Below are 16081 nucleotides of genomic sequence, written 5' to 3' on the forward strand. Positions count from 1 at the left end.
AAATTCATGACAAACGCGACTGTGGATACCACGCCGTTAACGACTAAGCCATCTCAAGATGGTTTCCACATGCCCGCCGAATGGGCAGCGCAGCAAGCGGTGTGGATGATTTGGCCATATCGTCCTGACAACTGGCGCTCTGCGGGCGCTTATGCTCAAGCGACCTTTGCTAAAGTGGCCGATGCCATTGGTGGAGCGACGCCCGTGTATATGGGTGTTCCTAAAGCCTTTTTAGCTGAAGCTAAAACGGTAATGCCATCCCACGTCACCTTGGTCGAAATGGACAGTAACGATTGCTGGGCGCGTGACACTGGGCCAACTGTGGTCGTTAATGCCGAGGGTGAATGCCGCGGTGTTGACTGGGGCTTTAATGCTTGGGGCGGCCATAACGGTGGTTTGTACTTCCCATGGGATAAGGACGAACAGGTTGCCGCACAAATGCTCAAGCAACATGGATTTGCCCGTTACAGCGCGCCGCTGATCCTCGAAGGGGGTTCTATCCATGTTGACGGTGAAGGCACCTGTATGACGAGTGCCGAATGTTTACTCAACGCCAACCGTAATCCTGAACTGACGAAAGAACAGATTGAATACTTACTGCGTGACTATTTGAATGTTAAGCAGTTTATCTGGTTACAAGATGGCGTGTATATGGATGAGACCGATGGTCATATCGACAACATGTGCTGTTTTGCTCGCCCAGGCGAAGTGATTTTGCACTGGACTGGTGATGAGACTGATCCCCAGTATCCTCGCTCAAAAGCTGCGCTAGATGTGCTGCAAAAAACCGTGGATGCACAAGGCCGTAAGTTAAAAATCCATCTATTGCCACAACCGGGTCCGCTGTATTGCACCGAAGAGGAATCACTGGGCGTGACAGAAGGAACTGGCGTGCCACGCACGGCGGGTGAGCGCTTAGCGGGTTCTTATGTGAACTTTTTAATCACCAATAATCGTATCGTTTTCCCGCTACTCGATCCTGCAACCGACGATATCGCCGCCCAAAAGCTGCAGGAAATTTTCCCCGAGTATGAGATTCTCGGCGTGCCTGCCCGCGAAATCCTATTAGGTGGTGGCAATATCCATTGTATTACCCAACAGATCCCCTCTGGAAAGTAAGTCAACTTAAGGAGAACACTATGACCATTGATGTCACTGTTGTTGCAACACAATTGGCTTTCAGCGGGAGGCAGTCAAATGTTTGAAGTCACTGAAGTTTCCATCGCCGAACTGCGTGCCGCCCTCGAATCTGGTCGCACCACAGCAGTTGAGCTGGTGAAGTCTTATCTGGCACGGGTTGAGGCGTATGACGGCCCAGCTACGCAGACCAAGCTCAATGCGTTAGTGGTGCACAATCCCGATGCGCTCAAAGAAGCCGAGGCGTCAGATGCGCGCCGCGCCCGTGGTGAAACCTTAAGCCCACTTGAGGGTATTACGTATACCGCCAAGGATAGCTATTTGGTGAAGGGACTGACGGCGGCGTCTGGCAGCCCAGCCTTTAAGGATTTAGTGGCGCAATACGATGCCTTCGCCGTTGAGCGCCTACGCGCTGCGGGGGCCATTTGTTTAGGCAAAACCAATATGCCGCCAATGGCCAATGGCGGCATGCAGCGTGGTCACTATGGCCGTGCCGAAAGCCCATACAACGCGAACTACCTTACTGCACCATTCGCTTCGGGCTCTTCCAATGGGGCGGGCACGGGCACGGCAGCAAGTTACTCTGCTTTTGGTCTTGCTGAAGAAACTTGGTCAAGCGGTCGTGGTCCAGCATCTAATAACGGTTTGTGTGCCTACACTCCGTCACGGGGCGTGATTTCCGTGCGCGGTAACTGGCCGTTAACGCCGACCATGGATGTAGTGGTGCCTTACACTCGCACTATGGCAGATATGCTCGAAGTGTTGGATGTGATTGTAGCTGACGATCCTATCACCCGTGGCGATCTCTGGCGTCTTCAGCCTTGGGTCGAAATTCCTAAAGCATCAAGTGTCCGTCCAGCGTCTTATCTGGAGCTTGCCGCTCAAGCCGACACGCTTAAAGGTAAGCGTTTTGGTGTGCCGCGCATGTACATCAATAAGGATGAATTGGCGGGAACCAGCGAAAATCCGGGCATTGGTGGCCCAACGGGCCAACGTATCCACACTCGCCAATCGGTTATCGATTTGTGGGAAGCGGCTCGTAAAGCCTTAGAAGCTGCCGGCGCCGAAGTGATTGAAGTTGATTTTCCGCTGGTATCAAATTGTGAAGGCGACCGCCCAGGCGCGCCGACCGTGTTTAACCGTGGCATAGTCACGCCTCAGTTCCTCCATGATGAATTATGGGAACTCTCAGGTTGGGCGTTCGATGAATTCCTGCGTGCTAACAATGACCCTAAACTCAACAAACTTGCTGATGTTGTTGGGCATTTGATTTTCCCCCACGACTTAGGCACCTTGCCAAACCGTGAAGGTGACTTAGCGGCAGGCATGGAAGAGTACGTCAACATGGCTAAGCGTGGTCTTAAATCCTATGACCAGATCGACAGTATTCCCGATGGTCTGCGTGGCTTAGAGAAGACGCGTAAGCTAGATCTCGAAGACTGGATGGACGGGCTAAAGCTTGATGCCGTGCTGTTTCCAACCGTGGCAGATGTCGGCCCTGCCGATGCCCATGTGAATCCGGCTTCAGCCGATATCGCTTGGAGCAACGGAGTTTGGGTGGCAAACGGAAACCTCGCGATTCGTCACTTAGGGGTACCGACTGTGACTGTACCTATGGGCGTGATGGCCGATATTGGCATGCCAGTCGGTTTGACCTTCGCGGGCCGTGCCTATGACGATAATAACCTGCTTAAATTTGCAGGTGCATTTGAGTCAACAGATGAAAGGCGCATGATCCCGCCACGCACACCAAAGCTTGGTGAATAAGCGCTAAGACAATGCATAAACCTAAGCACTAACTGTAAGCATTAACTGTAAGCACTAAATGCATGAGCTTAGAAATGAAAACGGGATTGGCATCAATTTGCCAATCCCGTTTTTTTAATACCGACGTCGATACCCTTTCAACAAAGCTAGACTCATACTGCTATAAAACATGCTGCTGTAAAAAAGATAGCAGCACTTATCGCGTCTTATCTTAATGCCAAGAGTTCTTTTCTGACGATCTCTGCGCCTGCACTTAAGGCGTTGAGTTTGCCTCTTGCGACTTGATGGGATAAAGGCGTCATGCCGCAGTTGGTACAAGGATAGAGCTTGTCGGCATCGACAAATTTAAGGGCTTTTCGTAGGGTGTCAGCCACTTCCTCTGCGGTTTCAATCGTGTCGGTGGCAACATCAATCGCGCCGACCATGACTTTTTTACCGCGAATGAGTTCAAGCAGCTCCATCGGCACATGGGAGTTGTGACATTCTAGCGAGATAATATCGATATTAGACTTTTGCAGTTTAGGAAACGCTTCCTCATATTGGCGCCACTCTGAGCCCAAGGTTTTTTTCCAATCTGTATTGGCTTTGATGCCATAACCATAACATATGTGTACCGCGGTTTCGCATTTAAGCCCTTCAATGGCTCGCTCTAAACAGGCAATGCCCCACTCGTTTACCTCATCAAAAAACACATTAAAGGCAGGCTCATCAAATTGGATAATATCAACCCCCGCCGCCTCTAATTCTTTGGCTTCCTCATTTAGAATTTTGGCAAATTCCCAAGCAAGCTTTTCGCGACTTTTATAATGGTCATCATAAAGCGTATCTATCATGGTCATTGGGCCAGGCAGAGCCCATTTAATTGGTTGCGTAGTTTGCTTGCGTAAAAATTTGGCATCTTCAACAAACACGGACTTTTGGCGACTCACTGGGCCAACAACCGTGGGTACACTCGCATCATAACGATCGCGAATTTTCACGTTTTTACGTTTTGAAAAATCAACGCCGTTGAGGTGCTCAATAAAGGTAGTGACAAAATGTTGCCGCGTTTGCTCGCCATCACTGACAATATCAATCCCTGCGTGTAGTTGATCCTGTAATGACAAACGCAGTGCATCGTGTTTACCGGCAATTAATTCCTCACCTTGTAATTTCCAAGGAGACCAAAGTGTTTGAGGCTCTGCCAGCCACACAGGTTTAGGCAAACTACCTGCCGTTGAAGTCGGTAACAGGGTTTGGTTAAGCAATGTTTTGTTAAGCGGTGTTTTATTAAGTAGTGTTGTCATGATATTGATGCCGTATTGGGTTAATTATTGAGCGTGACGATTAAGTGCAGAGCGACTAAACGAAATTAGCAGACCATTGTTCAAAAAACTTTTGGTAGGGTTTGATAAAGTACTCAGCGGCAAATTTGCCTTGCTCATTCGCCAATTGGCTACGTTCTGCTCGATCATAAACAATTTGAGTCAGTGAATGATCCAGATTTTTCAAATTGGGTTGATAGCATTTACCTGCAACAGCATTGGCGTTATAAATCTCAGGGCGATAGATTTTTTGAAAAGTTCCCATAGTGCTGATGGTGCTTATCAACTCAAGATGGGTGTAATCATTGAGTAAATCACCAAAGAAATAAAAAGCTAACGGCGCCACACTATTGGGCGGCATAAAATAGCGCACCTGTAAGCCCATTTTTTTGAAATATTGCTCTGTTAAAGACGATTCATTTGGCTGATATTCAACCCCTAATACGGGATGCTGATTCTCAATTCTATGGTAGGTTTTATTATCCGAAACACTGAGACAGATAACCGGTGGCTTATTAAAATTCTGTTTATAAGCATCAGAATTAACAAAAGACTGAAATAGCTTGCCATGTAGACCACCAAAATCATCTGGAATACTAAATTTGGCTTGGCCCTTATTATGCTCTGCCAGTAATACGCTAAAGTCATAATCGCGTACGTAAGATGAAAAGTTATTGCCGACAATACCTTCAATACGTTTATTGGTTTTATGATCAACAATATTGGTTTTCAAAACTTCAATTGATGGGAAGGTTTGACCGCTGCCGTCAATATCCAAATTAACGGAGATAATTTCAAGTTCGACAGTATAACGATCGCCTTTAGGGTTATCCCAATGCGCTAAGGCATTAAAACTGTTATCAATCATCTTTAACGCGTTGCGTAAGTTCGCTTGGCGATGGCTTCCTCTGGCCAAATTAGCAAAGTTGGTCGTGATACGCGTCTTGTCTGAGGGATGATAATTTTCATCAAGACAAATGCTGTTAATCGTAAATGTAAAATGCTTATTCATAGTGATCCAGTATCCCATTGTCTGATTTCAAACCTGAGTTTATGCCCTGCGCTTCTAGCTTCTAGACCCGACTCTGATAGACATTATTCGTGTTCTGTCTGAGGTTATATTTAACTTAAGTGCCAATAGCTTAAGTTCTGATGGCTTAGCTAGGGTGAAACTTCAAGCTTGTCTAATATTTCGCTTGGAGTCATTTATACGTGGTTCGGCACATGAACAAAAACGGTTTTATTTCACATAGAACATGAGCCATATTCATGATCGATTAGCATGGCGTTGTTGATTAAATAATTCCATAGAGCGTAATAGCCCCAAGGAGACTGGCCGATTAAGTAATTTGCAGGCAAAAGGGCATACTCAGAAATGCTGGGACACATTTTTCTTAATTAGGAATGAGGTGAGCAGTAATCTCATGGCAAATAGCACCATCAACTTTAGCTAATATCGTTAAATTTATTAACGGCCCCTAACACTAATATCCAGCCACTCACTTCCTGCACGACTTGTTCTTATCACTCTAATAATCCGCAAGATTGCTTTTAGAAACAACCATTGATATGGTAGATTTTTAACCAACGCCACCAGCAAAAACCTAGTGAAAACTATTGCTGTTCAGCATATCTCGGAGATGGATTTTTATGGTTGTTGAGCAGCAACTGGAACGTGCGCGTCTTGAATTACTTGATATGGGTCTTCGATCCAATCCTCAGCTGAATTACCGCAGCGGTAGCAAAGCCCTCGACATTATTGATGAGCAATCTGCCAAGATATTTGAAATGCTGGTTGAGCAAGAAAACACACTCAGCTTTTTACCATTGCCAGAAGCTTATCAACAAAAAATTGCCGACAGCGAAGATGAAGGATCATTCTTTCAGACCGACGATGAATCGGAATTGCCACCTCTTGATTTATACCTCGAACAGAAAAAGGGAGCGGCCCGCTTCACCGACAAATACCTACAAACCGGATTAGTGCCCGCCAAGCTGGATAAAGCCCTGCTGAAACTGGAAACCGAAGCCCATACCATGCTGCAAGAGCAAGGTGTCGAGGTTCTGTATTTAGCACTTGGTTTTTTACAGTGGAATGAGCCAACAAACTCATCGGTTTCAAGATATGCGCCTTTAATTCTGATCCCTGTTCAACTAATGCGCTCATCAGCCAGAGATAGCTTCAAATTACGCTACACAGGCGAAGAGCTGGGTTCAAACCTGACCTTAGCAGCAAAACTAAGGACTGAGTTTAAGTTAATGCTTCCCGCCTATTCTGATGAGATGGTCATCACAGATTATTATCAGGAGGTAGCTGATGCGATTACAGCGCAACCTTCATGGCGGGTGCATCAAGATAAAATTGGTTTAGGGCTGTTCTCTTTTGGCAAGTTTCAAATGTACATGGACTTGGACCCTACAGGCTGGCCGGAAGGAAAAAAACCATCACAGTTACCTTTGATTGGCCGCTTATTTCGTGATGGCTTTCCCCACGATGCAGAGATCAATCCAGCAGATCTGAATCATCCAGAAAAACTCCACTTGGTAAAAGACGCCGATTCCAGCCAGATTGAAGCAATCTTGGCGATGAAGTCTGGCGCAGACCTGATCATTCAAGGTCCGCCAGGTACAGGTAAATCCCAAACTATCACCAACATTATTGCCGAAGCGGTTGCGCTCGGTAAAAAGGTGCTGTTTGTTGCACAAAAAATGGCAGCACTTGAGGTGGTAAAAAAACGCCTTGATGAAACTCATATGGGCTACGCCGTACTCGAACTACATAGTCACAAAAGTACCAAGAAATCTGTGCTTGGTTCTATTGCTGAGTCACTTGAGCAAGGTCGGCCACAAACAGCAAACCGGGAGCAAGAGTTTTCAGATTTAGCGGAATCAAAAGCCTCGCTGGATGCTTATGTGCATGCCATCCGAGCCCCTATTCTGCGCAGCGGTATCAATTACATTGAAGCGTTGGGCTCATTGCTGCAATTGAAGACAAAGGATCCCGACAACTCCTTACCAGCCCTCCCCTTTAGCTACTTCGAACAATGGATAGCTGAGGAATACAGTAATGCGAGGAAACTGGTTACGGAATTAGTACAGCAACTAGCACGCATTGGCATACCTGCAGCGCATCCATTTGCGATGTCTGGTCGCACTGACTTTTCACCTGCATTGCAGCAGGTACTAACCTCTACTTTGGTAGAAATAAGCCAGTTGCTTAGCCAACTTGATACGCAAACTCAAACCGTCAGTGTTTTTCTGCAGCTTGATAAACCACAAAGCTTGCAACAAGTCGCACCGCTGATTTCAACAACGAGCTGGCTATCCGAAGTGCCAGATCTTAAAAGCGTTAAAGTAAATAACCCCATATGGGCTTTAGAAAAAAAGCGGATCGATAACGGCCTGACCTGCCTAGCTAATTTCTTATCACTCAAAGCCAGCTGCGAACAGCACTTTATCACGCAGGCGCTGGATGCCGATTTGCTGAGTATCCGCCAAGGCTTGATTGGCAAAACAGATAAATGGTGGCGTTTCCTATCGTCCAGCTATCGCCAAGCCAAAGCACAGCTAGCAGGGCTTTGGCTTGGCGTTCTGCCCGCTTCGTCTACCGACTGGCTTACTGCATTAGATACTGCTTTAACTTACCAAAGCACGAAAAAAGAGCTAACTAGCTACCACTCCCTGTTATCTGAAGCTTTTGGCGCGCAGTGGCAAGGCGAATTTTCGGAGCATAATGAATTAACGCAAATTCACAGCTGGATAAACACCTTTTATGCAAAGGTAAACCGTGTTGAATTGTCGCAGTCATTGGCTGAACTGATTGATAAAGGCGTTGATAAAAAGCTGCTGCGTGACCAGACAAACTCACTGACAGCGCTTTGTAACGCTATTGCAGTGCAGGCACAAACGCTGCAAGAGCTGATACAAATCCCCGACAGCAATCCAAACCATGATTTAGCTGTAATGCAATTTGCGCAGCTAAATGCTTTGTTAGAGGGCTGGAAAAACTCAGCCTTATTTTACGATTTTGCGCGCTACAACCAGATTATTAAGGCGTTTGAGCCTTATAACATCAAGGACTTCACTAAACTGGCGTACTCATGGCATGCAGCCCCTGACATGCTAATGACGGTATTCGAACTTAGCTATTATTCTGGTCTGGTTAACAATGCCTATGACAGCTCAGAAGCAATACGGCAATTTGACCGCAATAAACATGAACAAAGCCTACGCGACTTTAAACGTATTGATGGTAACAGTTTATTTTTCGCCCAAGAGTTTTTAGTAAATAGTCTGTACGAGCGCTTGCCGAAGAAAACAGCTAAAGGTGAAATGGAATTAGTACTGCGTGAGCTAGGTAAGAAAAAACGTCATATTCCTATTAGGAAATTGCTGGCTGAAGCAGGTAACGTGATCCAGCAAGTAAAACCTATTTTTATGATGAGCCCTATGTCCATCGCCACCTACCTAAAACAAGGTGCGTTAGATTTTGACCTGGTGATTTTTGACGAAGCGAGTCAAATTCCAGCACCCGATGCCTTAGGCGCAATGCTGCGCGGGCAGCAAGTAATTGTGGTAGGTGACAGTAAGCAAATGCCACCAAGCAACCTGTTTGGTAAAGCCGTTGAACTGGAAGAGGAGGAACTGGAAAGCAGCGCCACCGCAGAAATGGAAAGTATTCTGGCATTAATGGAAGCCCGTGGTGCGGCAAGCAAAATGCTGCGCTGGCACTACCGCTCTCGCCACGATTCACTGATCGCAGTGTCCAACGACCAGTTTTATAAAAACAAGTTAGTGGCCTTTCCAAGCCCAGGCTTTCACCCCGATGCAACAGGGCTGAAGTTTCATTATTTACCTGAAACGCATTACGACAAAGGCAGCTCTCGCACTAATACAGGCGAAGTAAAAGCTGTGGTTGCAGCAGTACTGAATCACGCTTTAACTAAACCTCACCTATCGTTAGGCGTGGTTGCGTTTAGCCTTTCGCAGCGAGATGCTATCTTGCTTGAGCTGGAAAAAGAGCGCCGCTTACAGCCAGAAACTGACGAATTCTTTGTACAACATGCAGGTGGTGATGAGTTTTTTGTAAAGAACCTGGAGAACGTGCAGGGTGACGAACGCGACGTTATTTTGATCAGCATTTGTTACGGCAAAACCAGCACAGGCCAGCTGAGCCAGAATTTTGGCCTTCTGAACAAACCAGGCGGCGAACGGCGGTTAAACGTACTGATTTCACGTGCGCGATTGGCAATGGAAGTGTTTGCCAACTTCAAAGGTGATGAACTGAAAGTTGGCGCAGACAGCCCTTTTGGTGTGCGTTCACTGCAAATCTTTTTGCAGTTTGCCGAATCAGGCCAATTGAACAAAGCCTATGAAAAACAGCAGGAACAAAACTTTGCTTTTGGCGCCCTACTGCATCAGGCAATCCAGCGTTTAGGGTATCAGGTAGCCACCCGAGTCGGCAGTCAAGGTTATTACATCGATTTAGCCATCAAGCATCCTGAAGACCCCAGTAAATTTGTATTGGCGCTGGAATATGACGGCGCTGGCTATTATGGAGCAACTTCGGCACGCGACCGCGAAAGGTTGCGGCAAAGTGTACTGGAAGGCCTTGGCTGGAGCTTTGAACGCATTTGGTCCACTGACTGGTTTCGAGATCCAGAGGCAGAGTTACATCGCCTGAAAGTACTCATAGACAAAGCCATAACCCAACATGACGAACTGATGGTAACAATGGCAGCACAAGCCACTAGCACCAGACAAGTGAAACACAAAGTAGCTGTGCCAGAGGCCATTGCAACGCCAATAATGCGGGTAGAAGAAGAACAACCAGAATTTGAAGCCTGCACTACGCCCTATAAAAAAGCTGATGTGTCTAAGCTCAATATTCCGCATGTCGATGATTTCAGCGCCATCCCTTTAAGTATGTTGGTGTATGCAGTGGAGCGTATTGTTGAAACCGAATACCCAATATTCGCCAGCCTAGTTGCTACTCGTTTAGCTAATGCTGCTGGCTTGACAAGGGTTGGCGCCAAAATTAAACGCACTGTAGACCAGGCCATTACAGGCGCTGTTGCCAAAGGATTAATCCAGCTAGATAGCGATGAAGTGTTATGGCCGCATGGCCGCAGTACAGTCAAGTTAAGAAACTGGAACAGCGTCGACACCGCGACCCGTAAGCTGGAAAACGTCTGTGATGCCGAGCTCACCAACGCCTTATTGCTGACAGTGCAAGACGCCCATGCCATTAGCGTGACGGATGCAGCTTCTGCAGCTCTGGGCCTATTGGGCTTTCAACGGGCAACAGCTCAGGCAGCTGAGCGAATGAGCAAGTTGGCACAGATTCAGTGTGATAAAAATGTGCTGGTTTGTGAGAATGAGCGGTTGAAAATATCAATAGCCAAGCCTTCGTTGCCCTGAAAAAAGATAAAACATCAATTAGAGAAAAGTGGGAACACCCGTAACACTTTTTATTGCAAGACATCGAATGGGAATAGGCTGCCAATCAAGAAATTAACGAGATGATCGCCCCATGTACGGGGCGGTCGACCACCACGGGCTGACTTGAACAACATCCAAGTTTAACTGCCAATTCGCCGTCCATGGCTCTCGTTCATAAGCTCAGAAACCCTAGGTTTCAATTCACCGCGTCGGGGAGCAAGTGCCATGGCAAACCATTATGAGAGGTTTTCAGCAACAGCGAAGCTTACAAAGACTAAATGGGCTGGTCATCCCGCTCAATTTCCATAAAAAATAGAACTTGGACAGCCCTATTTTCATAGAAAATACCGACATCGTAAAATACTTCCTTTAACTTGCATATAGGCCCTCTTTGTTGTGGTTGGATGATTCTTAGTCGAAAGATCCGAGCACTAAGAGGGCCTCTAGTTCTAACTTTCTAATCCTGAGTTCAGGTTAAATTAGCAGGGCTCAGGGCATGTTTACGCAAATTTCGTAATACCACAGGTCTGCGTATGGATGTGATACTTGCGCCCCTAAAGTAAATACGTTGCCATTCTCATCGGTTACTGAGCCTGTACCTATAGGCACTTCACCTTTGTTAATGCCGTCCCACATAAATCTGTTGGTACCGTAACTTGTGTTACTGTAAACAAAAGTTTGTCCAGTAAAGCCTGCATCGTTACGACCTTGGTTGTCACCTGCAAAGGCACATTGGGGAGTAATTGCTGCTAATGGTACAAAGCTGAAATTATCGAACTTGGCGCTATAACTGGAAGACCGCGTAGTCCCCCATGTCAGAAGTTCAAATAAATCACCGGTATTAACTTCGATACCCTGAGCTGAACCAGAAGCACTGCCGGCTGTAGAGAGATTGTAAGACACGCCATTTATCAGGTACTTGATGACATCTCCATATTGACCAGCAGAGTAGATGGATATCATCCAGTCAAAGTTGATGGTTCCCTTTACGGGTATGGTGATTGATGCCGTTACACCACCTCCACCGGAATTGACTACTGCTGTCAATGCCGAGCTGCTCATGCTTGAAGCTGCAACACCCGATATGCTCCAATGAGCCGGGGCAAAGGCTCCTGTAAACCCATGAACCGTTGCATCACTATAAGTTCCGCACTTGTAATGATACCGAATAGTATTACTGGTGGGTCTTTCCAGTCGAAGGTAGCTCAGTACCTTATTGTTTGGACAACTCACATTGTGTCTATCGAGAAAAACTGCGTTACCAGCACCATCGTCATCTGCAGCAGTAAAATAATCCGTCACATTACTCAGCGTTTGATTGCCACAGCGGTAATTATAACGAGCTGTGCTTGCGGTCGGACGTTCTAAATGCAGATATTGAAGCCCTTTATTCTCACAATTTATAGTGTGTCGATCCAAGTAAATAACATTGCCCCCACCATCATCATTGTCAGTAGTAAAGACGTTAGTGCTGTTGTCATTGCCCATTTCGGTGCACTGATATTCATAAGCAATTTCGGTTAATGAAGGTCTGAACAAGTGAAGTGAACTCATTGCATTAACGCCGCAATCGACATGGTGCCTATCAAGGAATAGGAAGTTTCCTTGACCATCATCATTTGCAGGGGTCGACATTTGATAGGTTGCCGCGATGGCGAAGGGTGAAAATAAGGCAATTAGGGTAAAAACCAATACCGCTAAGTTTCTGTATGCCCTACTTATAAAATTTATCTGACGTAGTGTGAGATTTTTAGACTCGATCTGTGTTTTCATTACCCTTTCCTTTTGGTAGATGTTTCATCGATTTGGTTTACACAATCATATAGGTAGTCTGGATCACCTATAAGAGAAACAAATGTAGTAGAAGAATGTTAGTTTCACCACTAAGAAAAGTTCGGGCAGATAATGTTCAAAAACGGGAAAAAGAGAAAAAAGCTGGGACTAACACATCTTTCGTTAGTCGTATTTATTTTTTGAACAAAGCCACTTACTGAAGTTCTAAAAACTAGAAATGCAAACATTTTGTAATTCTGCCAATAGTATTTTCTGGCTGGTTTGCGACAGCTACATTCGGTGCCCTTCCCATTTTTTTGCATTATTTTATGCAAGTAACGGCACAATTGAGTTAACGGTTATTGAAATGGAAAGTGCCGTTTTAAAGGCAGATGTATTCAAAGAATCCTTGCACAAGAGGTGCTATTTTTCATCAACGACCCTATCTGTTTATCAGCATCCATTTATGCAAATCTTGATTTAGGCTCGAAAGTAAAAACTTTGGTGCTAATATCGCCTTTTGGTATTGAGGTCGTAGAACTTGAAAACTAACAAGCGCCTTAAACATCGTGGCCTGCGGCCACTAGACTCGCAACAAGTTACTCGCCGTTCGAGCTTGTTATATTTGAGATATTCAAAATGAAAGTTGAAATTGTTGATTACAATAGTGTATGGCCACAGAAGTATGAAAGTGAAAAGAAGCTCCTGCTTAGCGTAGTTGGAAATGCTATTGATAATATTCATCATATTGGTAGCACATCAATCGAAGGGTTAGCAGCAAAGCCAATCATCGACATCATAATTGAAAGCCCATCACTAGACATTCTAGATAGCTGCAAAGATCAATTTGAATTATTAGGTTATGAAGCTTTAGGTGAGTTCGGTATGTCAGGTAGACGCTACTATCGCAAAGGTGGAGAACAAAGAACTTATCAAATTCATGCCTTTGTTACAGATGACAAAAATGTACACCGACATATTGCTTTTCGGGAATACTTAAAAGCTAATCCAGAGGTGCTTACTGAGTACGAAGAACTCAAAAGAAGAGTTGCACGGGAATGTAATAACGATATTAGCGTTTATTGTGATGGAAAAAATGATTTCATCCAAGAGCATGAAGCTAAGGCATTAGAGCGTTGGCAACTTCGCACATAAAAAACCAAATAAAAAAGGCGGCAGGTGAAATTCATCCTGCCGCCCTAATCCTTGATGACTTTATTTCTAGCCTCTAGATGACTTCTCTATATCTTTTATATTGCTAGTAATTTCGAGGCTAATCGCTTCGAAAAGCATTGCGAACCCTAAAGCCGTCTTGCCTCTATCACACTATCGACTTGAGTCAGTTTAGATAACACTCGCGATAAACCATCGAGGTTATAAAGCTCCAGTTCCAACTCAATCGCGGCGGTCTGATTTTTAGTGTCCGATGACGAACTCATGGCCAGTACATTGGATTTTTCGGCCGCCAGCACTGAGGTTAAGTCACGCAATAAGCCACTGCGATCGTGGGCTAATACCCGCAGACGCATGCGATAACCGCCGGAGTAATTTTCGCCCCAGACCACATCGACACCGCGCTCTGGGTGAACCCGCATTAACTCTTTAACTTGTTCACAATCAGCGCGATGCACAGAAATGCCACGGCCTTTAGTAATAAAACCTAAGATTTCATCACCGGGAACTGGCTGACAACAACGGGCGATATGGTTAAGCAAGTTACCCACACCGTTGACTTCAACCTGACCACGGCCACTGGAGGTCGGCTTATGCTGGCCTTTCTTAACTAATTCTTCGACGGCATCTTCTTCTGACACTTCGTCGAGTCGCAGACGGCTTTGAATATGGTTAACCACTTGATGCAGACGCACATCACCGCCGCCAATGGCCGCCAGTAAGTCATCCATGCTCGCCATATTAAAGCGCTCGACCGCGATGGCCGCGTCTTTAATTTTAAGGCTCACCCGCGCGAGTTCTGATTCAAGCATTTCTTTGCCAGCGACAATATTCTTGTCTCTGTCCTGCTGCTTAAACCAATGCTGGATTTTCGAACGCGCCCGCGAGGTACGGATATAACCTAAGTTAGGGTTAAGCCAGTCGCGCTTAGGATTGGGCTGTTTCGAGGTGATGATCTCGATACGCTCGCCCGTTTCGACCTGATAAGTAAACGGCACAATACGGCCATCGACCTTAGCACCAATACATTTATGTCCCACTTGGGAGTGAATGTAATAGGCAAAGTCGAGCACGGTTGAGCCCAGTGGCAAGTCGACGACTTCACCGCTTGGGGTGAACACATACACTCTATCCTCAAACACTTGGCTGCGCACTTCTTCGACCAAGTTGCCACTTTCGACCACGTCTTCCTGCCATTGCAGAATTTTACGCAGCCAGTTAATTTTTTCTTCGTAGCCGCTTTGCTTACCGGATTGATTATTTCCTTCTTTGTATTTCCAATGCGCAGCCACACCCAGCTCTGCATCTTCATGCATGTCTTGGGTACGAATTTGAATTTCAACGGTTTTGCCCTCAGGCCCCACAACAACCGTATGAATCGATTGATAACCGTTAGGTTTAGGGTTAGCGACATAGTCGTCAAATTCCCGCGGAATATGGTGCCAAAGCGTATGCACTACGCCTAATGCACCATAACAATCCTGCAAACGCTCAGTCACGATACGCACGGCGCGCACGTCAAACAACTCATCAAATTTAAGGTGTTTGCCCTTCATCTTGCGCCAGATACTGTAGATATGTTTCGGCCGGCCGTAGACCTTAGCGCGAATTTGGTCTTCATCTAATCTTTGTTGTAACTGACTGACAAACTTGTCGATAAAGACTTCACGATCCAGTCGTTTACCATCTAATTGCTTAGCGATGTCTTTATAGGTATCTGGATGCAGGTAGCGAAAAGAAATGTCTTCCAGCTCCCACTTTAATTGACCTATACCTAAACGGTTGGCCAGCGGCGCATAAATATCGGCAATTTCGCGGGCCAGTAGTACGCGAGTTTCTTCATCGGCATTTTTCACCGCCCGCAGCAAACACACACGCTCAGCCAGCTTAATCACCACAGCGCGCACATCTTCAACCATCGCCAATAACATGCGGCGGATGTTGTCGATTTGCGGCTCGGTGGAGCGACTGTTGGGATTGATTTTTAAGGCGCCAATCGCATTCATGGTCACGACACTCGCCACTAAACGCGCCAGCGACTCACCAAATTTTTCTTTGATGGCGTCTTCGGTCAGTAACCCAGCATCGAACACCACAAACAGAATCGCCGCTTGCAGAGTTTCAATGTCCATGTTCAGCGGTGCGAGGATTTCGATCATCTCTCGAGCACGTTCGAGCAGTTCTCTCTTCGCCGCAGGACTCTTGGCTGGTAAGGCGTCAATCTGCCCTATCAAGGAGAGCAGCATCTGCGCTTCATCGGCATGACCGACATAGCGAGCCACCCAATCTTCTAACTGAAAATCGGGATCATTAAAGTGCGCTTCGCGAACAGAGACCATCTAATTTATTTCCTTATCCGTGCTCAGAGAGAAAGTGGGCACCACTTCAGCTCTCCTATCTTCAGCATTGGCGCGAACTTGTCAAACCCAACCGACGTAATAATCACATTTTTTACGTTATTCAAACGCTTTGCTTACTTTGCCAGC

8 protein-coding genes are annotated in these 16081 nt (G+C 46.1%); 4 read left to right on the forward strand and 4 right to left on the reverse strand.

Going from position 1 to position 16081, the window contains the following annotated elements; genetic code table 11:
- Positions 1 to 6 precede the first annotated feature (6 nt).
- Complete coding sequence (gene aguA / locus Q4Q50_RS01180) at positions 7 to 1119, forward strand: agmatine deiminase (RefSeq protein WP_311897972.1); 1113 nt, start codon at positions 7 to 9, stop codon at positions 1117 to 1119.
- Positions 1120 to 1197: 78 nt separating this feature from the next.
- Entirely contained in the window at positions 1198 to 2904 is a 1707-nt protein-coding gene (locus Q4Q50_RS01185) for an amidase (RefSeq protein WP_311891858.1), read from the forward strand.
- A 206-nt stretch (positions 2905 to 3110) separates the two neighbouring features.
- On the opposite strand, the gene Q4Q50_RS01190 is transcribed toward Q4Q50_RS01185, so the two are convergent.
- Both Q4Q50_RS01190 and Q4Q50_RS01195 read right to left on the reverse strand, forming a co-directional pair.
- Complete coding sequence (locus Q4Q50_RS01190; RefSeq protein ID WP_259582897.1) at positions 3111 to 4190, reverse strand: methionine synthase; 1080 nt, start codon at positions 4188 to 4190, stop codon at positions 3111 to 3113.
- A gap of 55 nt (positions 4191 to 4245) precedes the next feature.
- Positions 4246 to 5220: a DUF1852 domain-containing protein gene (locus tag Q4Q50_RS01195; RefSeq protein ID WP_071938340.1), complete on the reverse strand. Its 975-nt coding sequence runs from the start codon at positions 5218 to 5220 to the stop codon at positions 4246 to 4248.
- Between the two features lie 638 nt (positions 5221 to 5858).
- Between Q4Q50_RS01195 and Q4Q50_RS01200 the strand changes: the two genes are divergently transcribed.
- Positions 5859 to 10628, forward strand: a complete 4770-nt coding sequence (locus tag Q4Q50_RS01200; protein ID WP_311897973.1) for a DUF3320 domain-containing protein — start codon at positions 5859 to 5861, stop codon at positions 10626 to 10628.
- 510 nt (positions 10629 to 11138) lie between these two features.
- Here the strand turns inward: Q4Q50_RS01200 and Q4Q50_RS01205 are convergent.
- Positions 11139 to 12422, reverse strand: a complete 1284-nt coding sequence (locus Q4Q50_RS01205; RefSeq protein WP_311897974.1) for a hypothetical protein — start codon at positions 12420 to 12422, stop codon at positions 11139 to 11141.
- Positions 12423 to 13061: 639 nt separating this feature from the next.
- Between Q4Q50_RS01205 and Q4Q50_RS01210 the strand changes: the two genes are divergently transcribed.
- Positions 13062 to 13577, forward strand: coding sequence for a GrpB family protein (locus Q4Q50_RS01210; protein WP_011847448.1), 516 nt, complete (start codon positions 13062 to 13064; stop codon positions 13575 to 13577).
- A gap of 146 nt (positions 13578 to 13723) precedes the next feature.
- On the opposite strand, the gene relA is transcribed toward Q4Q50_RS01210, so the two are convergent.
- On the reverse strand, positions 13724 to 15934 hold the full coding sequence (relA, locus tag Q4Q50_RS01215; protein WP_311897976.1) for a GTP diphosphokinase: 2211 nt from the start codon (positions 15932 to 15934) through the stop codon (positions 13724 to 13726).
- Between the last annotated feature and the right edge of the window lie 147 nt (positions 15935 to 16081).

It is taken from the genome of Shewanella scandinavica, assembly GCF_031932065.1.
GTDB classification, from domain to species: domain Bacteria; phylum Pseudomonadota; class Gammaproteobacteria; order Enterobacterales; family Shewanellaceae; genus Shewanella; species Shewanella baltica.

What these genes read in the sequence shown, in the direction of transcription:
- Q4Q50_RS01185 (WP_311891858.1), top strand. Translation starts at nt 1,198, where the DNA reads ATGTTTGAAGTCACTGAAGTTTCCATCGCCGAACTGCGTGCCGCCCTC.
- Q4Q50_RS01190 (WP_259582897.1), bottom strand. Translation starts at nt 4,190, where the DNA reads ATGACAACACTACTTAATAAAACACCGCTTAACAAAACATTGCTTAAC.
- Q4Q50_RS01210 (WP_011847448.1), top strand. Translation starts at nt 13,062, where the DNA reads ATGAAAGTTGAAATTGTTGATTACAATAGTGTATGGCCACAGAAGTAT.
- aguA (WP_311897972.1), top strand. Translation starts at nt 7, where the DNA reads ATGACAAACGCGACTGTGGATACCACGCCGTTAACGACTAAGCCATCT.
- Q4Q50_RS01205 (WP_311897974.1), bottom strand. Translation starts at nt 12,422, where the DNA reads ATGAAAACACAGATCGAGTCTAAAAATCTCACACTACGTCAGATAAAT.
- relA (WP_311897976.1), bottom strand. Translation starts at nt 15,934, where the DNA reads ATGGTCTCTGTTCGCGAAGCGCACTTTAATGATCCCGATTTTCAGTTA.
- Q4Q50_RS01200 (WP_311897973.1), top strand. Translation starts at nt 5,859, where the DNA reads ATGGTTGTTGAGCAGCAACTGGAACGTGCGCGTCTTGAATTACTTGAT.
- Q4Q50_RS01195 (WP_071938340.1), bottom strand. Translation starts at nt 5,220, where the DNA reads ATGAATAAGCATTTTACATTTACGATTAACAGCATTTGTCTTGATGAA.